The 19,787-nt window shown below is 43.2% G+C and carries 15 protein-coding genes; 4 read left to right on the plus strand and 11 right to left on the minus strand.

What is annotated here, in order from left to right; genetic code table 11:
- Positions 1 to 69 precede the first annotated feature (69 nt).
- Complete coding sequence (locus ACYFDN_RS05650; protein ID WP_483510268.1) at positions 70 to 315, minus strand: Rho-binding antiterminator; 246 nt, start codon at positions 313 to 315, stop codon at positions 70 to 72.
- Positions 316 to 473: 158 nt separating this feature from the next.
- Here ACYFDN_RS05650 and ACYFDN_RS05655 point away from each other — a divergent pair, with 158 nt between their 5' ends.
- Positions 474 to 1,697, plus strand: coding sequence for a DEAD/DEAH box helicase (locus tag ACYFDN_RS05655; protein ID WP_483510269.1), 1,224 nt, complete (start codon positions 474 to 476; stop codon positions 1,695 to 1,697).
- Positions 1,698 to 1,766: 69 nt separating this feature from the next.
- Here the strand turns inward: ACYFDN_RS05655 and ACYFDN_RS05660 are convergent, their stop codons facing one another.
- The 4 genes from ACYFDN_RS05660 to ACYFDN_RS05675 all read right to left on the minus strand — a co-directional run bounded on the left by ACYFDN_RS05660 (position 1,767) and on the right by ACYFDN_RS05675 (position 8,844).
- On the minus strand, positions 1,767 to 2,339 hold the full coding sequence (locus tag ACYFDN_RS05660; protein WP_483510270.1) for a DUF6151 family protein: 573 nt from the start codon (positions 2,337 to 2,339) through the stop codon (positions 1,767 to 1,769).
- A gap of 17 nt (positions 2,340 to 2,356) precedes the next feature.
- Complete coding sequence (locus ACYFDN_RS05665; RefSeq protein ID WP_483510272.1) at positions 2,357 to 3,496, minus strand: GNAT family N-acetyltransferase; 1,140 nt, start codon at positions 3,494 to 3,496, stop codon at positions 2,357 to 2,359.
- A gap of 124 nt (positions 3,497 to 3,620) precedes the next feature.
- Positions 3,621 to 5,258 carry a putative bifunctional diguanylate cyclase/phosphodiesterase gene (locus tag ACYFDN_RS05670; protein WP_483510273.1) on the minus strand — a complete coding sequence of 546 codons (1,638 nt, stop codon included), beginning with the start codon at positions 5,256 to 5,258 and terminating at the stop codon, positions 3,621 to 3,623.
- Between the two features lie 385 nt (positions 5,259 to 5,643).
- Positions 5,644 to 8,844, minus strand: a complete 3,201-nt coding sequence (locus ACYFDN_RS05675) for an FG-GAP-like repeat-containing protein (protein ID WP_483510275.1) — start codon at positions 8,842 to 8,844, stop codon at positions 5,644 to 5,646.
- Positions 8,845 to 9,233: 389 nt separating this feature from the next.
- Between ACYFDN_RS05675 and ACYFDN_RS05680 the strand changes: the two genes are divergently transcribed.
- Positions 9,234 to 9,554, plus strand: a complete 321-nt coding sequence (locus ACYFDN_RS05680; RefSeq protein ID WP_215426499.1) for a hypothetical protein — start codon at positions 9,234 to 9,236, stop codon at positions 9,552 to 9,554.
- A 181-nt stretch (positions 9,555 to 9,735) separates the two neighbouring features.
- On the opposite strand, the gene ACYFDN_RS05685 is transcribed toward ACYFDN_RS05680, so the two are convergent.
- From ACYFDN_RS05685 to ACYFDN_RS05710, 6 genes are all read right to left on the minus strand, one after another.
- On the minus strand, positions 9,736 to 10,209 hold the full coding sequence (locus ACYFDN_RS05685; RefSeq protein WP_483510276.1) for a P-loop nucleotide/nucleoside kinase family protein: 474 nt from the start codon (positions 10,207 to 10,209) through the stop codon (positions 9,736 to 9,738).
- Positions 10,210 to 10,229: 20 nt separating this feature from the next.
- On the minus strand, positions 10,230 to 11,000 hold the full coding sequence (locus ACYFDN_RS05690; protein WP_483510277.1) for a GNAT family N-acetyltransferase: 771 nt from the start codon (positions 10,998 to 11,000) through the stop codon (positions 10,230 to 10,232).
- Between the two features lie 123 nt (positions 11,001 to 11,123).
- Complete coding sequence (locus tag ACYFDN_RS05695) at positions 11,124 to 11,738, minus strand: bifunctional 4-hydroxy-2-oxoglutarate aldolase/2-dehydro-3-deoxy-phosphogluconate aldolase (RefSeq protein WP_016403991.1); 615 nt, start codon at positions 11,736 to 11,738, stop codon at positions 11,124 to 11,126.
- Between the two features lie 16 nt (positions 11,739 to 11,754).
- Entirely contained in the window at positions 11,755 to 12,699 is a 945-nt protein-coding gene (kdgK, locus tag ACYFDN_RS05700; RefSeq protein ID WP_483510278.1) for a 2-dehydro-3-deoxygluconokinase, read from the minus strand.
- Between the two features lie 12 nt (positions 12,700 to 12,711).
- The gene (locus ACYFDN_RS05705; protein ID WP_016403993.1) at positions 12,712 to 13,047 is read right to left on the minus strand and encodes a cupin domain-containing protein; all 336 of its coding nucleotides are present in this window, start codon (positions 13,045 to 13,047) and stop codon (positions 12,712 to 12,714) included.
- Between the two features lie 96 nt (positions 13,048 to 13,143).
- The gene (locus ACYFDN_RS05710) at positions 13,144 to 14,910 is read right to left on the minus strand and encodes a sodium:solute symporter family transporter (protein ID WP_406608818.1); all 1,767 of its coding nucleotides are present in this window, start codon (positions 14,908 to 14,910) and stop codon (positions 13,144 to 13,146) included.
- Positions 14,911 to 15,228: 318 nt separating this feature from the next.
- Here ACYFDN_RS05710 and ACYFDN_RS05715 point away from each other — a divergent pair, with 318 nt between their 5' ends.
- Together ACYFDN_RS05715 and ACYFDN_RS05720 are read left to right on the plus strand one after the other, a co-directional pair.
- The gene (locus ACYFDN_RS05715) at positions 15,229 to 17,367 is read left to right on the plus strand and encodes a heparinase II/III domain-containing protein (RefSeq protein ID WP_483510280.1); all 2,139 of its coding nucleotides are present in this window, start codon (positions 15,229 to 15,231) and stop codon (positions 17,365 to 17,367) included.
- A 2-nt stretch (positions 17,368 to 17,369) separates the two neighbouring features.
- Entirely contained in the window at positions 17,370 to 19,517 is a 2,148-nt protein-coding gene (locus ACYFDN_RS05720) for a heparinase II/III domain-containing protein (protein ID WP_483510282.1), read from the plus strand.
- Positions 19,518 to 19,787: the final 270 nt, after the last annotated feature.

Raw genomic sequence — 19,787 nt, forward strand, 5'->3', positions numbered from 1 at the left:
AACGCAGGTGTAAACTAAAAAAGGCGAGCATGGCTCGCCTTTTCTAATTAAAACCAACGATAAAAGGCTTCAAGCGAAGTCCACTAGAGTAAAACGCGGGTGGTCACTTAATACTTGTAGCTGCTTAAGACTATCTAGCAGTACAAGGCGTTCACCTTCATTCTGTTGTAACTTGATACATTCTTGTTTCTGTTGATTAGTGCAAGTATCAACTGCTATCCCTTGAAGCACGGTACCGTCTCTCAATTGCAGCTTAACGGAGTAGCGAAACATGCAGGCTATTTCAATATAATCATATTCGTTGCAAGAAATCATAGTCACCCCACTCCACTAATATATCGCGAACTAAAGACCTGAGAAGAAAGCGATTAATTCCCAAGCTTGCAAGTAAATAAGGTGCTACACTCCGCGCTCGTTAACTTATAGGCTAGATACTATACTAGCTGTTGCCGCTTATTTAGCAGAGTACTCCAATGCCTTTTACAAAACTTGGTTTAAGCACACCGCTTATTCAAGCCATACAAGAACAAAACTACCAACAGCCTACTCCTATTCAGGCTAAAGCCATTCCATTGGTATTAAAAGGCAAGAACCTTATTGCAGCTGCGCAAACAGGCACCGGTAAAACTGCCAGTTTTGTCTTACCCATTTTGCAAAGTATTTCCCAGCAAACCGAAGCACTGCGCGGTAAAAGAGTACGAGCCTTAATACTAGCCCCTACTAGAGAGCTAGCTCAGCAAGTTGAGCAAGGTATAAAGGACTATGCAAAACACCTTGAAATAAGCTCACTAGCAATGGTTGGTGGAGTAGACTCAGAACCACAAAAACAGGCCCTAATTTACGGTGTAGATATCTTGGTGGCAACTCCTGGTAGGTTGTTAGACATGATGTATCAACGTGCGGTGCACTTTGACCAGCTAGATACCTTAGTGCTCGACGAAGCTGACCGCATGTTAGATATGGGCTTTATCGACGACATAAGTAAAATCGTTGATCGCCTACCTGAGCAGCGTCAAAGCCTATTATTTTCGGCCACACTATCTAAACAAGTTAAACAACTTGCTAAGACCACGATTGGTGATGCGGTTGAAATATCGCTTACCCACGATAGCAACAACGCGCCCGATATTGATCAATGGTTAGTCACCGTAGACAAAGACAAAAAGTCATCATTACTTAGTCACATGATTAACGAGAATGATTGGCAGCAAGCGCTTATTTTTATTCAAACGAAACATGGCTCGGCCAAATTAGTTAGCCAATTGGAAAAGCGTGGAATAGCTGCAGAAGCCTTTCACAGCGGTCGTAGCCAAGCGTCTAGAACTAAGTTGTTAGAAAGCTTCAAAGCCGGTGAGGTAAAGTTTGTAGTAGCCACCGGTATTGCCGCTCGCGGTATTGATATTGAAGAATTAAATCGAGTGGTTAACTATGATTTACCCGACCAAGCCGATGACTATGTGCACCGCATTGGCCGAACCGGCCGTGCAGGTGCAAGTGGCGAAGCGATATCCTTTGTATCAAAAGATGACTTTAGAAACCTATGTGCAATAGAAAGCCGAATTGGCCACCTTATTGAGCGCAAAGAAGTAGAAGGATTTGAACCAAAGAAGGAAGTGCCCATTTCAATTCTCAACTACAAACCTAAATCTAAAAAAGGTAATGGACATTACAAGAGCTCGAAAAAGACGAACAGATAATCTGTAACAGCCTTCACTACTCGTGAGGGCTAATTAAATCAGTTATAGAAAAAGCTATTACTTTCTAGGCTAGCTTTTAAGTATCAAGGGTTTTACTTTTGCCCTGCCCGAGTTTTCGAAAAATGGATTGGGTTTTCCTTTTCCGGTCAGTTTCCAGCTTAGTAATTTAACAATCAGTTTAAATTTGGTTGTTCCAGGGGATGCTCCCAACAGTGCCTTAGGTAGTGGCTTTAAGGCTTCATCTTCATTTACGGCCCCCAAGTCTTCAACTTGACTTTGTAAAGCGCTAGTTTGCTCTGCAGCCACAAAATCTTGATAAACCGTAACTAAGGGCAGTTTAATGCCCACGGTATTAGCAATAGGTGTATTACAACATTGGCTATACCAGCGATAAATGCCTTTACGCGTTAAACGCAAACAGGCTAACTGCTGTTTGCCCTCAATTATTTCAACCTTAGCGGGCGCCGCTAAATATAGCTCGGAGCCACCATATTGGTTTATTGAGCCTCCCTCGCTCTGCAAATGTAGAGAGAACTTGCGGCAGTCTTCACAGTAACAGACTAACTGCTTAACAGCGCTTGGGCTTACTTGCTTTATCTGCCCTTTTATTTTCCCACAACGGCACTGTAAATCGACATCCATGACTAACTCCAATTAACTCAGGCTTGTATTTTATATGGAAGCAGCTTCTTACACTGCTCGGCATATTGCGCAATTTGCCGCTGCTCTTCGAGGCAAAAATCTTTTATTGCAGCTGAAAAATCACTACGAGCAACATAGTGAGAAGAATACGTAGTCACCGGTTCGAAGCCCCTATACAGCTTATGCTCACCTTGCGTTCCGGGGTTAAACCGCTGTATTCCCTTGGCAATCGCAAACTCAATGCCTTGATAAAAGCACAACTCAAAATGCAGCATATCTAGCTCTTGCAAACATCCCCAGTAGCGGCCATATAAGTTATCTTGGTCGAAAAAGAATAAAGCACTAGCCACAATTTTCTGGTCTTTTTCTGCTGTCACTAGCAGCATGTTATCGCCCATTTGCTTAGCGAGTTGCTGAAAAAAGCCAAACGACAAATAGCCTTTTTGTCCACGCTTCATATAGGTAGTTTGATAACAAAGATAAAATGCCTCTAAGGCTTGATAGTCGATATCTTCGCCCGTTCGCCAAACTATCTCGTCCACGCTGGATATCGCTACTCTGCGCTCTTTGTTAGTGGTTTTTCTTTTGCGAGAGGTAAAACGTGATACATAATCTTCAAAGCTAGCATAGCCTTTATTATGCCATTCAAACTGCACCCCGTGACGCGTCATCATGCCATTGCTTTGTAATTGCTCGGCAAAAGACTGCTCAATAAAATTGCAGTGCCAAGAGCTTAAGTTCTGCTGTTGGCAAATATCTACCACACTATCGGTTAGTTGAGAAACGGCGCTATCAGTGAGGGCATTACCAAAGTGCTTGTGCCCAGCGATAGGCGTAAAGGGTTGCATGGTTACAAGCTTGGGGTAGTACTGTAAACCGTAACGTTGATAAGCATCGGCCCAGGCCCAATCAAACACATACTCACCGTAGCTGTGTGACTTTAAATAGCTGGGAAACAATAATTGATGATCGGGCAACTCTATATGATGAGGCTGCCAGCCGCTATTAGCACCCACACATGCTTGTTGCTCTAAAGCTTGTAAGAACAAAGGGTTGTGAAATGGTGAGCTAGCATTAAGCGTAATTTCACTATGGTTAATATTAGAGTGCAATAAATAACTGCAGTTGTTAGTTAACGCGTTTTTACTGGAAGTCACAAAATCACATTTCGTTACATTGATACAACCAAATTACAACAAAGCGACGCATAACAATACTATTTATTGGCTCTGTTGGCCGCTTTTACAAAACATGCTCTTTGCAACTTAATATAAATAAGCCTTAAGTAGCTAAATCACCGGCGCTAGTGCAAGGCAGCGGTGGCAAAGCTTGGTTGCTAGCAGCATCTCTTTGCCTGTCGCTGAGCCATTCCAGAAACTCTCGCTCAGGTAAGGCCTTTGCATAAAAGTATCCTTGGGCAAGCTCACAGCCTAAGCTCAACAATTTATCTTGTTGTGCTTTGCTTTCAACTCCCTCTGCAATAACCGGCAATGAAAATACTTTTGCCAAACTTATAATGCCTTTTATCATCCGGAGATCCTTAGGGTCGTCCAGTACATCACGAACAAAACTTCTGTCAATTTTGATGAGTTCGGCAGGCAAGCTTTGCAAATAGCTTAAAGACGCATAACCAGTTCCAAAGTCATCCAAGGCAAAGCTAAAACCTAAGCCTTGGCATTGTGCCATCACTTTAGCGACTTGAGCAAAGTCATCTAATACTCCCGTCTCTGTAATCTCTAGCTCTAAGCAGCCAGGCTTTACCGTTGGATATTGCTTAGAAAGGTGATCTAAGCGTTCTGCAAAATTATCTTGTTGGATATGAAAAGCAGATATATTGACACTTACTTTAAGATGCACGCCTTGTTGTTGCCAACGCTCTAATTGAGCCAAAGCTTGGTTTATTACCCACTCGCCTAAGTCAATAATAAGCGGGTGATCTTCAATGGCCTGCAAAAAGCTCACAGGGGAACGTATTCCCAAGTTAGGATGCAGCCAGCGCAATAGGGCTTCAGCACCAATCACTTGTCCGGTTTTGGTATTCACTTGAGCTTGATAGTAGAGTTGCAACTCTTGGTTTGCCAAGGCTGCTTTAAACTCTTCGCGTTGAGCAAATAGAGACTTGATCGTTCGAGCGCTTTCTCCATCAAATAGCTCATAGCGATTTTTACCAGCCAGTTTTGCGCGATATAAGGCTTGATCAGCTTGGCGGATTAATTGTTCCGGAGCCAAGCTTTCTTGATCCTGTTCCGGATAAAATGTCACCCCAATACTGGCCGAAGTTTCAATCTTTAGGCCGTCGATAACAGTGGTAAAATTGCAGGCCTTTATGATGCGCTCTACAGTTAACAAGCATGCTGATTGGCCTTTGTCGCAATTTAGTACCGCAACCAACTCATCTCCACCAAACCGCGCGATAGTATCTTCGGCTCGAATACCTGAGGCGATTTTTTGGGCAATCTCCCGCAATAAACGGTCTCCCGCATCATGCCCCAAATAGTCATTTACCTTTTTAAAATCATCAAGATCTATCATCAATACAGCGATACGAGAGTTGTTTCGATTGCAGCGTGCCACTGCTTGGCTTAAGCGGTCTTCCAAAGATATTCGGTTAGCTAAGCCGGTGAGTGGGTCGTGAGTCGCTTGGTAAGCCAACTGAGATTCGCGCTCTTCTCTCATTTTTGCTTCGTATTGTGCTTCGGCCCATCTACGTACCGCGAGCCACAACAAAAATATCGGAGATAACAGCACCATTAAGATGATTTCGTCTAGCTCCCAACTTTCATGGTTGCGAGAAAAGGAATATAGGGTTTCAAACGCTTCAAGATGAGCGAGAACAAATCCCAATAATAAGGTAGCCAATAACGCCGCAAGAGATTCTGCAACGATACACTTGTTAGAACGTTTTGCTTTGCTAATCAAACCCAATCCCTGGAGTTTAAAGCCTTTGCGCTGGTTATTATCGTTAAGTCACCAGTATCAAGGTTGTATTACCATCATATTTTATGAAATTTAGTCTATTGCTTTGCGTACTTCCTTACAATAGCTATTGAGTAATAACATTAAATAAAATTGATAAAAAACAGAGCATTATTTGACATACCAATCAAAACTCAGGCGCTGAGCCAAAAGTATTTTCTCGATTTGAAAGAGTAAACTGATTACAACACAAGTTGGTTGCCCTAGCGCGGTCCAGAACATAAGGCTTGTTAGACGAAGAGCGAATGATAAGCGCAAGCTCGCTAAGCTCAATGGTAGGATAACAACAAAAAGCAAGAGCCGATAAGTCGGCTCTTGCAAAGTAAACTTAAATACAGTCTACGATTTTAATATCTCCAGGTGCCCAACCGATACCCCTCTCGAATTTCTTACCTTCGTCAGTAATAAATTCAACAAATAGGAAGTGGAAGTGCCCGTCTGGAAGATCTGCAGTTGGGATAACTAAAGGATCACTTAGGTCAAATTCAGCAGTTGCCGTACCTGATTCACTGTTAGCCGATTCCGGATGTTCAATGATGTAATCATTAACAAGCCCCCAACCAGCATCCATGTGTCGTAAGCGGAAGGTTAAACCATTGCTGTCAACTTCTGACCCCGAGCCGGCATGATAATTTGCTACCACATCAAGGGGTTGATTTGTACATAGCTCTGGTCCTAGGTATTTACTGTTGTCATCAAATACAACACTCGCTTCTACAAATGCCTCTACATCCAATGAAACGGTATCTTTTACTTGATCAGCTACTTCAGAACCTACCGCAGTTGCAGTAATCACAACATTACCCGCAGCAATAGGATTAACTTGACCACTGGTTGATACGGTTGCAACACTCACATCAGATGAAGACCATAGAATTGAAGGATCATCAGGTAGTTCTCCAGGTTCACTGGAAGTCAGCTGCGCGGTTAATTGGTAGTTCTGACCAATATAAACAGCTTGCTCTTCCCAGTCGATGCTAATGCCTGTTGCATAGATAGGATCAAACTCGCCTGACTTCACCAGCAATGAAGCAGAGACACTTTCAGCAGCAGTGGATTGTACAGTGATTGCTGCCTCGCCTAGCTCTATTGCAGTGACTAAGCCAGTGTCACTAACTGACACTAGATCTGGAGCGCTTGAAGTGTAAGTCACGCCATTAATCGCATTAACCGGCGTAAAACTTGGCGTGATTTGGTAGCTATCACCAGGGCGCAGTTTACGCTCTTCGCGACCTAAATCGATATCAGTTGGCGCTGGCATTTCAGCATCATCACTGGTGATTCGTTCATTAATGGCTGGAGCATTTAAATAAACTGTCTCACCATTACGCCACGTAATCTGGACTTGTTCGATAGCTGTAGATTTACCTAAGCCAAAATGTACTGTGTTCAGTAAACTTTGTGAAAAGTTTTCACCTGAAGAGCCTACACGTCTTGTATAAGACTTACCTTCAACTGACACTTTAACAACTGCCGACATTGGGTCGACATTATGCACTGGGCTATAACCAACGTGCACTAAACTATGGCTGTCGGTAATTTCTGTTTGGTTTTTATAGAGATACCAAATGCCGTCTTCACTGCCATTAAGTAAGTCAACTTTACCATCACGAGTTAGTGCAAAGGCTTGTCCCATGTCCCCATGACCAGGGTCTTTTGGATCATGAGCGCCATGCATTTGAGTTAATTCAAATTTACCTTCACCGGTATTTATCAATAGATAATCGGTAACACGTTCCTTTAAGAAACCATAGCGATGAACAAAGATGTCATTGTAACCGTTGTTGTTAAAGTCTCCGTAAGTAACCCCCCAGTGATTACCACCTGGAGGAAGATTCCATTCGCTGGTTTCATCAACAAATACTCCGCCTTTGTTAACCAACAGTATATCTTGCTGATTTCGGTTCTGAGGCTCCCATGCAGTATTCACATTTTGAATGTTATCGAGTGAGAACGCTACCTGCCAAAACACGTTGTCATTTTTAACCCATTCCACATTCCACTGATTGTCGCCAACGTAGCCGATGTAAATGCCATTTTCTTCGCGATTTTCTGGCCACCCCATTGCTGCTTCTTGAGCAATAGTTAAGTCTTCAGGAAGTGTGTAGTAATCCTCAACTTTAACCACTTCATGGGCAACTTTGTTCTCGCCCAGCATTATCGGGAAACCACCGTCATATTGACGATAAGTCAGGTGAAGATTTTTTAGTGTAAACGAATCTTCAACCGTGAGCTGCATGGTTCTGCGCCCCTGATTACCATCATCGTTAAGATCAAGTGTTTGTGAGGTCGGGTTAAAGTCTAAAGAACGATTTGAAAGTTGGTAATGCGGAAGGCCTTTTGATAAGTAGATATCTGCAAAACCATTTCCTGTCACATCCACATCAGCAGCCGCTTGAACTTGCCATGTTTGGCGTACATTCTCAGGTAAAGCTGTGTCTGTTACGTCAGTAAACGTGAAATCGCCATTATTTTTCCACAAGGTCATCGGAGTGAGGAATAATAAGTCATCTATACCATCACCATCGTAATCCAACACTAATACCCGTTCAGTATTAGCTTTTTCGATGCCGGGTACATCAATTCGACTAAAGGTTCCGTCTAGGTTGTTTTTGTAAAATAAATGCTGCGCTCCACTGTCACCGTTAATGCCTTCAGCATTAATGAATACTAGGTCAAGGAAACCATTGCCATTCATATCGATGAAACGAGCACCACGGCCACGGGCACTTTCAGTGATGCCTACCTCCTGGTAAGACTCTGTTAGTGTAGTGTCCTCGTTAACGAAAAAGTCTGGGTATGAAGGTGTTGTTCCGTTGCCGCCACCTCGCGTTACGATAATGCCCAAATCACCCGATTTGTCATAATCAGCTGCGGCAGTACCATGCATATCACCCCATGATAAAGAACCATCCCAGTCACCGGTGTTTAAGGTAAATGTGCCGTCTTGGTTATTCCAATAAAGCTGATTGGTTGGACGCCAATTATGGTTATTAAGAATAAGATCGTAGTAACCATTATTGTTAATATCGGCAACGGTTGGTCCACCATATTTAGGTAGATTGAGTTGGTCTGTGATCCCCACCTCTTCGGCAATATCAACAAACTTAGGCAGTAATAAATCGGGACGTTCACTAAACTCCATTTTATTAACAGTGATATCACCACCACGGGCCATTAACTTAATACTTTTTTGCCCCACCTCACCAATATCCACTAATGCATTAATAGTATTGATACCAGAGGCAGGAATATCAATATTGTCTATTGCAAGCTTGTCATCGATGTATAGCGATAAATTAGCAAAGTCACTGTCGATAGAAACTTCGAAGTCAATTCGTTGTAACGAATCGCCACTTAAATTTTTCTCTAAGGTAACTGGCTCAAAAATGCCAACTGTAAAACTGTCATCTACTGGGGGGGGAGTACCATCGTCAGAACTGCTACCACATCCGTATAACGTAGTTAAAGAGGCGGCTAGCAAGGTCAAACAAAGACGCTTATTAAAGCGTTCAACCATGTGGGGCATATTAAATCCTTTTTATTCAGATTATGACTGGAACCAAATTCCCCCTTAAGCTAATTCATTGGTAAACCATGATTCAATATTGGTTCATGCTTTGTGCGATAGCGATCCATATTGGTTAACCATTATTGTGGAGTAGATCGATGTTTGACCTTAAACATACTGATAACAATTGGAATTACTGCAATGATTAATCATTAAAAATATTTACTCCCGCCTATCCTAGGATTTTAAAAAGCCTATAGGTAAGAAGTATCATGAAAGGCAAGTTACTGATGTTTAATATAAAAAATGGACCACTATTAATACTATTGAGTTTGTTCTGCTTGCTTACACCAGGTATAAGCTCAGCCTGCGAGGACGGACGATTTCATGGAAGCTATGACCCAATATTGAATAGACCAATAAAGCTGCCCGATGGCGTTAGAGTTGTAACACCGAAGATATTGGACTTGGTCGATCGTGAATTTAGCTATCAGGTTATTATTGAATCCGATGGCGAGATAGAAGACTTAGCTATAAAAATTGCACCTGGCCCTGGAGTGATTGTTAATCAAGAATCATTCGGTGTTTTCGAGAATACGATGTCGCATACCGTAACCGCAAAATCTGTAGCAAGTGTAATGACGATGACCTCGGTACAGGTTCGCGGCCGCTACAATGGGCAAGAGTTTAATGCATATCGTTTTGTCACTGCGCTACCTAAAAAATAGATATTCGGCTACATCGGTAAATGTGTTTTATGCCGATAGCGTAACGCAGTGAGAAACGATGATACTAGCTACAATTCGGTTCGTTTATACCTACGAAACAATAAGCGAGCCGTGAAAGAATCTATGATTGAAATACAAAAAAGTAGTTAGGTAAGAGATATTGGCCCCATTTCGCAAAGCGCTAAGAGCAAACTCTAATAACAACTTCTTCTGCACTCGGCTTCTCAAATTGTTGCCAAAACATCTCTATCATCTCGGGTGTCATTTCGTAAGCGTTCTCACCGCGCTGCTTATTGCGAGAATAAGCCCGGTCACAACATTGCTCAAAACTTACGTCTAGATAGTGAATCTCAAACTCAAAGCCTTCGGCTTGGGCCCACTGAGCCATTTCTATTCGCTCTGTTTTTTGCCAAAGGCCGCAATCAAACACAACTGAGTTTCCCAACTTCAATAACGATATTGCAGATTGTTGAAACAAGCCATAAAGAGTAGCTTGTCGCGCATCAAATATCTCGCGCTCCATATGCTCACCAAACAAAGGGATCATCCACTCATCCATGGTGAAACGAAATGCCGGCAGCTCCGCCGCTAGCTTTTTTGCGTAAGTGGTTTTACCTGAACCAATAAAACCACACAGAAAAATGACTTTAGCCATTACTCTCCTCAAGATTACGCCTAAGGCGTAATAAACTTATCAAAACGACTATCCATACAAGCGCTTATATCAGTGGTAATAAATTGCCCCTGATAATAAAGGCTAAAGATAGTTTGCGGACAAGGGCAATTTTGCGCTTTTTCTACACTATCTAATTTAACAATGCTTAACGGGATGTTCCGCTTAACACAGCTTTGCTTCAGAGACTCCAAGACATGATACTCAGCAAATGGACAGCGATTAGAATAATATACAAGGCAACCTCGCTGAGCATTGCTAAGATCTGCATTATGCACCGAGTTTGCAAAACGCGGGTTTTGCTCGTCTGCAGAATTGGGGAATTGATACGCTAAGAGCAAAAAGCCATTTGGCGCCTCATCAACCACTACAAAGCCTTGCCTAAGCAGCCACTTGGTATCGCTCATAAAGTGGTATTTTTTCTTACCTACAACGGTAACCAAACCGAGCTTGTTGTTTTCTTTAGCAGCACCAAGCGCCTCTGCTAACAAGGCTTTGCCATGACCTTGCTTCTTATACTTACCAGATACCCAAAAACAACCAAGTGCCAAATACTGTGGCGCAACAATGGGTAACCATGCTTGCTCGGCAGCTTGATACTCAATAAAGACCTTGGCTCTTTCATCTAAACGCTGAAATACAAACCCTTGTTCAAATTGCTGGCTCATCCATTGTTTTTTTGCTTGGTAGCTGTTGGCACATTTCTTATCAGAAAAGCCGCAACAAATGTGCTCATTCTCGATGTTGTCATGATTAAGCTGAATATAATCCATGTGCTTTGCACTCCAAGTAAATGCATAGCTTTACTCTACCAGCCCCAATAAATGCAATATTGATACAACACAAAAAAGCCCTTGCAGATTGCTCTGCAAAGGCTTTTTAAACATAACTAAATACTAGTTTAAATCGATAGCTTTAACTAGCTCAGCGATAGCATCCCAGTTTTGTTCTTTGATTAGATTCGCTGGAACCATCCAAGTACCGCCACAAGCAAGTACAGCATTAATGCTTAGGTAATCGTTAATGTTCTTAACCGATACACCACCCGTTGGCATAAATTTAACTGGGTAAACCGCTGTTAACGCTTTTAACATGCCTACGCCGCCTGAAGGCTCTGCTGGGAAAAACTTCAAGGTGTCTAAACCCATTTCCATCGCTTGCTCAACCAATGAAGGGTTATTAACACCAGGAATAATCGGCATGTTACGTTGCTGACAGTAACGCACGGTTGTTGGGTTGAAACCAGGGCTAACCACAAAATCAACACCTGCTTCGATAGCCTGATCAACTTGGCCACTGTTTAATACCGTGCCCGCACCAATTAGCATGTCTGGATAGGCTTCACGCATGTTAGCAATTGCTTGAGCCGCTGCTGGCGTGCGGAAAGTGATTTCAGCACAAGGCAAACCATTATCTACCAATACTTTTGCCAATGGCACAGCATCATCTGCGTTATCAATAGCGATAACAGGAATTACTTTAAGCGCTTGAAGTTGTTCATTTAAGTTCATGTTTTGTTCCTAGTTCTTACACCGCATCTGCGGTAAATAATAGCTGAATCTTTGGCATATGTGCGGCGTCAATTACTGCGCCTTTATGCTGAATAACTGTACCAGCCACTTTATGGCCAGTTAATGCCGCTTGTTCGGTATTTGCACCGTGTAAACGAGCAACTAAGTAACCTGCAGCAAACGAGTCGCCAGCAGCATTGGTATCAACCACATTAGCAACTTTTGTAGCAGGAACACTAATTGCGCCATCTTCAGTAACGATTAAACAATCTTTACTACCGCGCTTAATCACTAATTCGCTAACACCTAGCGCTAAAGTACGCTCTATGCATTGCTCTATATGTGCATCATCATAAATCTCTTGCTCATCATCAAAGGTGAGCATAGCAGTATGAGTGCAGGCTAGAACTTTGGCATATGCGTCGATAGCTTGTTGTTTACTTTGCCATAAAGCTGGGCGGAAATTGTTATCAAATACAACTTTCGTCCCGTTGTTTTTACACTGAGCTAAAACTTGGAAAAGCTTCTGTTGAGATGCTTCTGGCAACACTGCAATGCTAATTCCCGACAAGTAAATTACATCGTAATTAGTTAGCTCTTCAATTAAAGCGTCACTAGCACGCTCTAACCAGAATTTAGCAGCGGAATCGTTGCGCCAATACAAAAAGCTACGCTCGCCAGTCTCGTCTACCTGCACCATATAAATACCAGGTAACTTGTCTTCTAAACGCTGTACCAAATGGGTATCAATATTGTCGGCATGCCATGTTGCGATCATTTGCTCGCTTAAGGCATCGCGGCCAAGTGCGGTAACATAGCTAGCTTTGGCATTTTGGCTAATACGCGAAAAATAAACCGCTGTATTTAGCGTGTCGCCACCAAAGCTCTGACGAAGGCCATTTTCTTGTTGCTGCAGTTCTACCATGCATTCGCCAATAAAGGCGACTTTTAACTCAGTCATGAATGTTTCCTCTTAAGACAAGAAGTCCTCACGCGGTGGTGAGAAACAATCTACTAATACGCTACCTTCTTCTAGCGCAACTGCACCATGCATGAAAGTACGCGGGGCAATGTAAGCATCACCTTTCTTAACAATTCTTTTTTCGCCGTTGATTTCAGCTTCAAAGCTACCTTCAGCTACGTAACCAATTTGGTCGTGAAATTCGTGGGCGTGTGGAGCACCAATAGCGCCCTTTTCAAAACGTACGTGAACAACCATTAACTGGTCGGTGTGACCCACAATTTTACGGGTAACGCCATCGCCAAGGTCATCCCAAGGAGTTTCTGCTGAATTAAAAAATGCTGTCATAATGTTTCTCGTTATGGTTAGTTTTCAGTTGTGCTTAAGGTAAATCCTTCTTTTACCAAGGCGAGACGAGCTCGCCTTGGCTTAAGCCTCTCGCGTTTATTCCGTTATCGCTTCTGTGTCTAAGTTTTTATTTGGTTTTCTAGAAGCTTGTACCAACAAGATCCCTGCTACCAATACTATGGTTCCGCACAGAACAAACAGTGCTCGACCGGAAATGTCATTTGGAATCAATGCCATGGTGATGATGCCGAAACCAGCAACACTAATTAGGTTACCCAACATTGAACGCTGTTTAGTATCTAGGTTGTGCTGCTCTTCAGTGTTTGCATGTACTGGAGTATTCCAATCGCGGAACAGCTCAGCCACTTCAGCTTCACGCTCTGGCGTACGCCCTTTAAAGAACAAGGTTGAGCCAACAAAGAAGCCACCGGTAAATATCACGTGTGCTGCTAGGCTAAGTCCTACTTTCAGGTCAGCCCATTCACGACCAGTTAGGGCTTGCTCTAAGCCAAACCAGTTTTGAATGTCGTCAGAAGTTAACGCGATACCAAATACATAAGACACCACACCACCAACTACTAAGGTTGCCCATCCAGCCCAATCAGGCGTATTGCGGATCCACATACCAAGTAGCACAGGAATCAGCATAGGGAAGCCAATCAACGCGCCAATGTTTAATACAATGTCAAATAGGCTTAGATGACGTAGCGAGTTAATAAATAGGCCTATCGAGATAATCACAAAGCCCATGAATATCGTTGCGGCTTTACTTGCAACAATAAGCTCTTTTTCGCTGGCTGCTTCTTTACGTAAAATCGGTGAATAGAAGTTACGAATAAAGATACCGGCATTACGGTTAAGACCCGAGTCCATAGAGCTCATCGTAGCGGCAAACATTGCCGACATTAACAAACCCACCATACCTGCTGGCATAACGTTTTGAACAAAGGCTAAGTACGCTGCATCGCTGCCACCTACGGTGCTATAAGCTTCCGCAAAGTCAGGCATAAAGGCATTTACATACCAAGGTGGTAAGAACCAAATAAGCGGACCAACAATCATCAACACACAAGCTAAACCAGCAGCTTTACGTGCGTTATCACTGTCTTTGGCACATAAGTAGCGGTATGCATTAATGCTGTTATTCATTACCCCGAATTGCTTCACAAAGATGAATACAATCCACAATAAGAAAATGCTTACATAGTTAAGGTTACTGCCCATCACAAAGTCGCCATGGAAGTTACCAATGATGTTGGTTAGACCGCCACCATGGAAGTAAGCAGCAATGGCACAGGTAATTGTTACCGCCATTATCACTAACATTTGCATGAAATCAGACGCAACAACCGCCCAAGAACCACCGGTTACGGCCATTATCACCAATACTACACCGGTGAAAATAATCGTGGTTTCCATAGGAATGTTGAAAACAGCAGCAACAAAAATTGCCAAACCGTTTAACCATACACCGGCAGAAATCAAACTGTCGGGCATGCCTAGCCAAGTAAAAAATTGCTCAGAGGTACGGCCGAAACGTTTTTTAATCGCTTCGATTGCGGTAACTACGCGAAGTTGTCGAAACTTCGGAGCGAAATAAATGTAATTCATAAAGTAGCCAAACGCGTTGGCTAAGAACAAGATAACGATGGCAAAACCGTCGCTAAATGCTTTCCCTGCTGCTCCAGTAAAGGTCCATGCTGAAAATTGAGTCATAAATGCTGTCGCACCTACCATCCACCACAGCATTTTACCGCCGCCTCTAAAGTAGTCACTGGTGGAAGATGTAAAAGTACGAAACATCCAACCTATCGCAATTAAAAATACGAAGTAGGCTAGTACAACAACGATATCAATACTCATAGCCGCCTCTGAAGGTCAAAAGTTAAGTGTGAAATAATTAAAGCCAGCTAAGTGTATTACAAATTAATTATATTGTAATACAAAAACACTTTATGTGTGATGAAGATCCAATTATTTTTTGCTTAGCTTGTTTTGATTAATTTTAAGGCAAATCCAGCCTCATGCTACATAGCTTCAACAACTAAGCTACAATGCTGTAGAACGAATAAACAGCAAAAAGATATATTGTGAGTAAGTTCACTTTTTTACCTGATTATGCTGAATTCATTTTTTATTTGTATTACTTTATATCAATAAATTATGTGTATGAGGTTTCAAATGCTTGCGAATTTAAATGCAGTGTTACTAGACCAGCAGGAAATTGCTGAAATTAGCCAACAGCTAAACACCAAAAGCTTAATGGGTTTAAGCTTAGCCAAAATGATTAGCGAAACTCAGGCTTATATGGCTAAGCCTATTGAAGTACCTGGCCATGGCGAAGCCGGTGGTTACGAGCACAACCGTCACAAGCAGAACTACCAGTACATTAATCAAGCGGGTCGCTTATTTCTTATTACCGGTGAAGAGCAATACGCCCAATACACTGCAGACATACTGACTGAGTATGCCGACAAGTACCTAGGCTTTGGCTTTCATATTCAACGCAATACCAACCCACCGGGGCGTTTGTTTCACCAGATTCTTAACGAACACGTGTGGCTTCTCTATTCAAGCTTAGGCTACAGCTGTATTAAGCACTGGTTAAACAAAGAGCAAGTTAAACATATCGAAAGCCAACTATTTCAACCTATGTTGGATATGTTTACCGACAAATACGGTTTTGATTTTGACCGCATTCACAACCACGGCCTTTGGGCAGTGGCAGCGGTAGGTATTTGTGGTCTAGCCATTGGCAAACCAGAATATGTAGAAATGTCGGTACATGGCCTAAAAGGTGACGATGTTACTGGTGGGTTCTTAGCACAAATTAGCCAACTGTTTGCTCCATCAGGCTACTACATGGAAGGGCCTTACTACCATCGCTATGCGATTCGCCCACTGTGTTTGTTTGCCGAAGTGTTGCACCGCCATCGTCCAGAGCTAGACATCTTTAACTACAAAGACCAAGTGATTGGTAAAACCATTAAAGCGATGTTAGCTACCGCCTACCCTAACGGTGTGTTCCCGGCGCTAAACGATGCCTCGTTAACAATGGACATTAAAGATCAAGGTGTAGTTGTAGCAGTGAGCCTAGCTTACAAACACTACGGCCACGATGAAAAACTGCTTGGCATGGCTAAAATTCAGCAGCAAGTTTGGTTACACGGCTGCGGCGCGGCCTTGTCAAAAGCTTACCAAGAGTCAACCAACACAGCCCTTCCTCACTGGCCAAGTGTTGAATTAAACGAAGGACCAAATGGTGATCGCGGCGCACAAGGCTTTGTACGTATGCAAAGCAAAGACGGTGACGTAAGCCAATTAGTAATGAACTATGGCCAACACGGCATGGGACATGGTCACTTCGACACCTTAGGCATTAGCTTCTTCAACCGTGGTCAAGAGGTACTTAAAGAGTACGGATTTGGCCGCTGGGTAAATGTAGAACCAAAATTTGGTGGTCGTTATTTAGATGAAAACAAATCTTATGCACGCCAAACCGTTGCTCACAACGCAGTTGCTGTAGACCAAGCTTGTCAAAACAATTTCGACGTAGAATTGGCAGACAGCAAGCACGGCATTCCGCACTTCTTCGAAAGTAGCAACCAAGATCTACAAGCAGTAAGTGCCTTTGCTGAAGAGTTTTACCCTGGCGTTGACCAACAACGCAGTGTAGTACTCATTAACGACGACGCACTAGAAGCTCCGCTATTACTAGACGTGTTCCGTTTGTCTAGCGACACCGAACATAGCTACGACTACGCCCTACAATACCAGGGTCAAATTGTACGTTGCACAAACGATTACCAAACACATAAAGAATTGGCACCTATGGGTGACAACTTTGGTTACCAACATTTGTGGAACGAAGCGCAAGGCAAAGCCTCTGAAAACAATTTAGTAAGCTGGCTACAAGGCAATAGCTACTATTCTTGGATTAGTGCCAGCGAAGCAAACGACGAGCTCTTCTTCACTCGCGTAGGCGCTAACGACCCAGAGTTTAACCTGCGCAGCGAAACCAGCTTTATTTTACGCCGCCAAGCTAAATCTACGGTATTTGCTAACGTATTAGAAACGCACGGCTACTTTAACGAAGCTGTAGAAGCCAGTACTAATGCTCGCGGCAAAGTAAGCCAAGTTACTGTAGTTGTAAGCAACGACATTGGCAGCGTTATTGAAGTTAAAGGTGAAGGCATTGATTTCACCGTAATGCTTAGCAACCAACGCGATGTAAGCGCTGAAACTCAGCACACTATTGAACATAATCAACAAACTTATTGCTGGCAGGGATCTCTGGCGTTAGAAAAGAACCGAGGTTAACCATGACTTACCAACCATTATTGATAAGCTTTGAAGAAGCAAAAGAGCTCGCTAAGCATCTAAATACCGATTCGCTGATTGGTCAATCTATCGCGGCAGAAGTTGCCGCACTAGAAGCCTACATGCCTTTAGGCATTGAGATCCCAGGCCACGGTGAAGCAGGCGGTTATGAGCATAACCGCCACAAGCAAAACTACATCCACTTGGATTTAGCGGGCCGCTTGTACCTAATTACTGAAGACCAACGCTACCTAGATTATGCACGTAGCATGCTGGTTGAATACGCCAAGGTGTACCCTACTTTAGAGCTAAACACTAGCCGAGACTCAAACCCACCAGGGCGTTTATTCCATCAAACATTGAACGAGAACATGTGGATGCTGTACGCCTCATGTGCTTATTCTTGCATTCGTCATAAGTTGGCAGAAGACGAGCAAACACTGATCGAAAATGACTTATTTAAGTTGATGATTGAGCTGTTTGTAGACGTGTACGCCCACGACTTTGATATTGTGCACAACCACGGTTTGTGGGCAGTAGCAGGTGTTGGTATTTGTGGTTACGCAATTCAAGACCAAGCCAGCGTAGATAAAGCCTTGTATGGCCTTAAAGGTGATAGCGTAAGCGGCGGCTTTATTGCTCAGCTTACTCAGCTGTTTTCTCCTGACGGTTACTACATGGAAGGTCCTTACTACCACCGCTTTTCGTTGCGTCCAATCTTCTTGTTTGCCGAGGCTATTGAGCGTCGCCAACCAGAGATTGGTATTTACCAACTAAAAGATCAGGTTATTAAAACTACAACCTACGCAGTAATGGCTACTGCCTTCCCTAATGGTGTGTTACCTGCACTTAATGATTCATCAAAAACCATGGACATTAACGACGAAGGTATTTTGATTGCTACCAGCATGTGCTTTAGCCGTTACCAACGTGATGCCAACTTAGTGGCTATGGCCAAACACCAAGCTAAAGTTTGGGTGCATGGTTCTGGTGCCAGCCTATCGGATGCTAGTGAAAATGCTGCAAGTATTGGTGGCTTTAACTGGGGCAGCTTAGTATTAACCGACGGCGCTGAAGGCGACCGAGGCGGCGTAGCAATTTTGCGCCACCGTGATGCTCAGCAAGACGACAGCATGGCGCTACTTTGGTTCGGCCAGCATGGTAGTGACCACAAACTTCACTCGGCCTTAGACCATGGCCATTTTGACGGCTTGCACTTCAACCTATTTAATCGTGGCCAAGAAGTATTGCACGACTACGGCTTTGGCCGCTGGGTAAATGTAGAGCCAAAATTTGGCGGCCGTTACATTCCAGAGAACAAAAGCTACGCGAAGCAAACCATTGCTCACAACACTGTGGTTGTTGACTACCAAAGCCAAAACCAAGGTGATACCGCCACCGCAGAAGAAAAATGGGGCGAGCAGCACTTCTTTGTAAGTGGAGACAACCAGCTACAAGCAATGAGTGCGTTTGTACGCAACTACTACCCCGGAGTTGATCAACAACGCAGTGTAATCATGTTTGAAGCAGAAGGCTTCGCTAAGCCTTTGGTATTGGATTTGTTCCGCCTAGTAAGCGAGCAAGAGCATAACTATGATTACGCCCTTCACTACTCTGGCCAGTTTATTCGCAGCGACTTTAACTACGAATGCAATGCACGCCTTAAGCCGTTAGGCGAAAACAATGGTTACCAGCACCTATGGCATCAAGCAACAGCTGAAATAGAAGGCTCAAGCCTAATCACTTGGTTGCAAGGCAACAGCTATTACACAATGGTTAGTTCTGCGGTAGAAAATAGCCAAGTTATTATGGCGCGTACCGGTGCAAACGACCCAGATTTCAACTTGCGCAGCGAACCAGTATTACTGTTACGTCAGCAAGGTAAAGATCATTTGTTCGCCAACGTATTCGAAACTCACGGCTACTTTAATGAAGCGATTGAAGCGAGCACCGAGGCTCGTGGCCAAGTTACTTCGGTTGAAGTATTGGCTCACAACAAAGTGGCGTCAGCAGTGGCGATTCACTTGGTGTCTGGCAAACAGATTACCGTTTGTGTTTCTAACCAAGCAAACGTGAAATCAGATACTCAACATCAATTAGAGATTAATGGCGAAACCCTACGCTGGAGTGGCGCGGTTTACATAGCTTAATACTCTTGATTCTTATAAAAGCCTCGCTAAGCGGGGCTTTTTTATTGCCTCGCGTCAAGCTCATACTGCTCTACCAACATTCTGCTGTAACAAAATATTCATCTATCGCTATCTCCTGCTCTGACAAGCTTGCCAAAGTTGATTAATTAACAAACAAGTAATTTAACCCAAATGGGGAATGGTCGTGAATTATCAGCTTAGGTTACTCTTTCGTCATACCTAATTAGTAACATACTTGATTTAGGTAACTGTTTAACAAGGATTGTTATC

The organism is Agarivorans sp. D1326 (assembly GCF_056958115.1).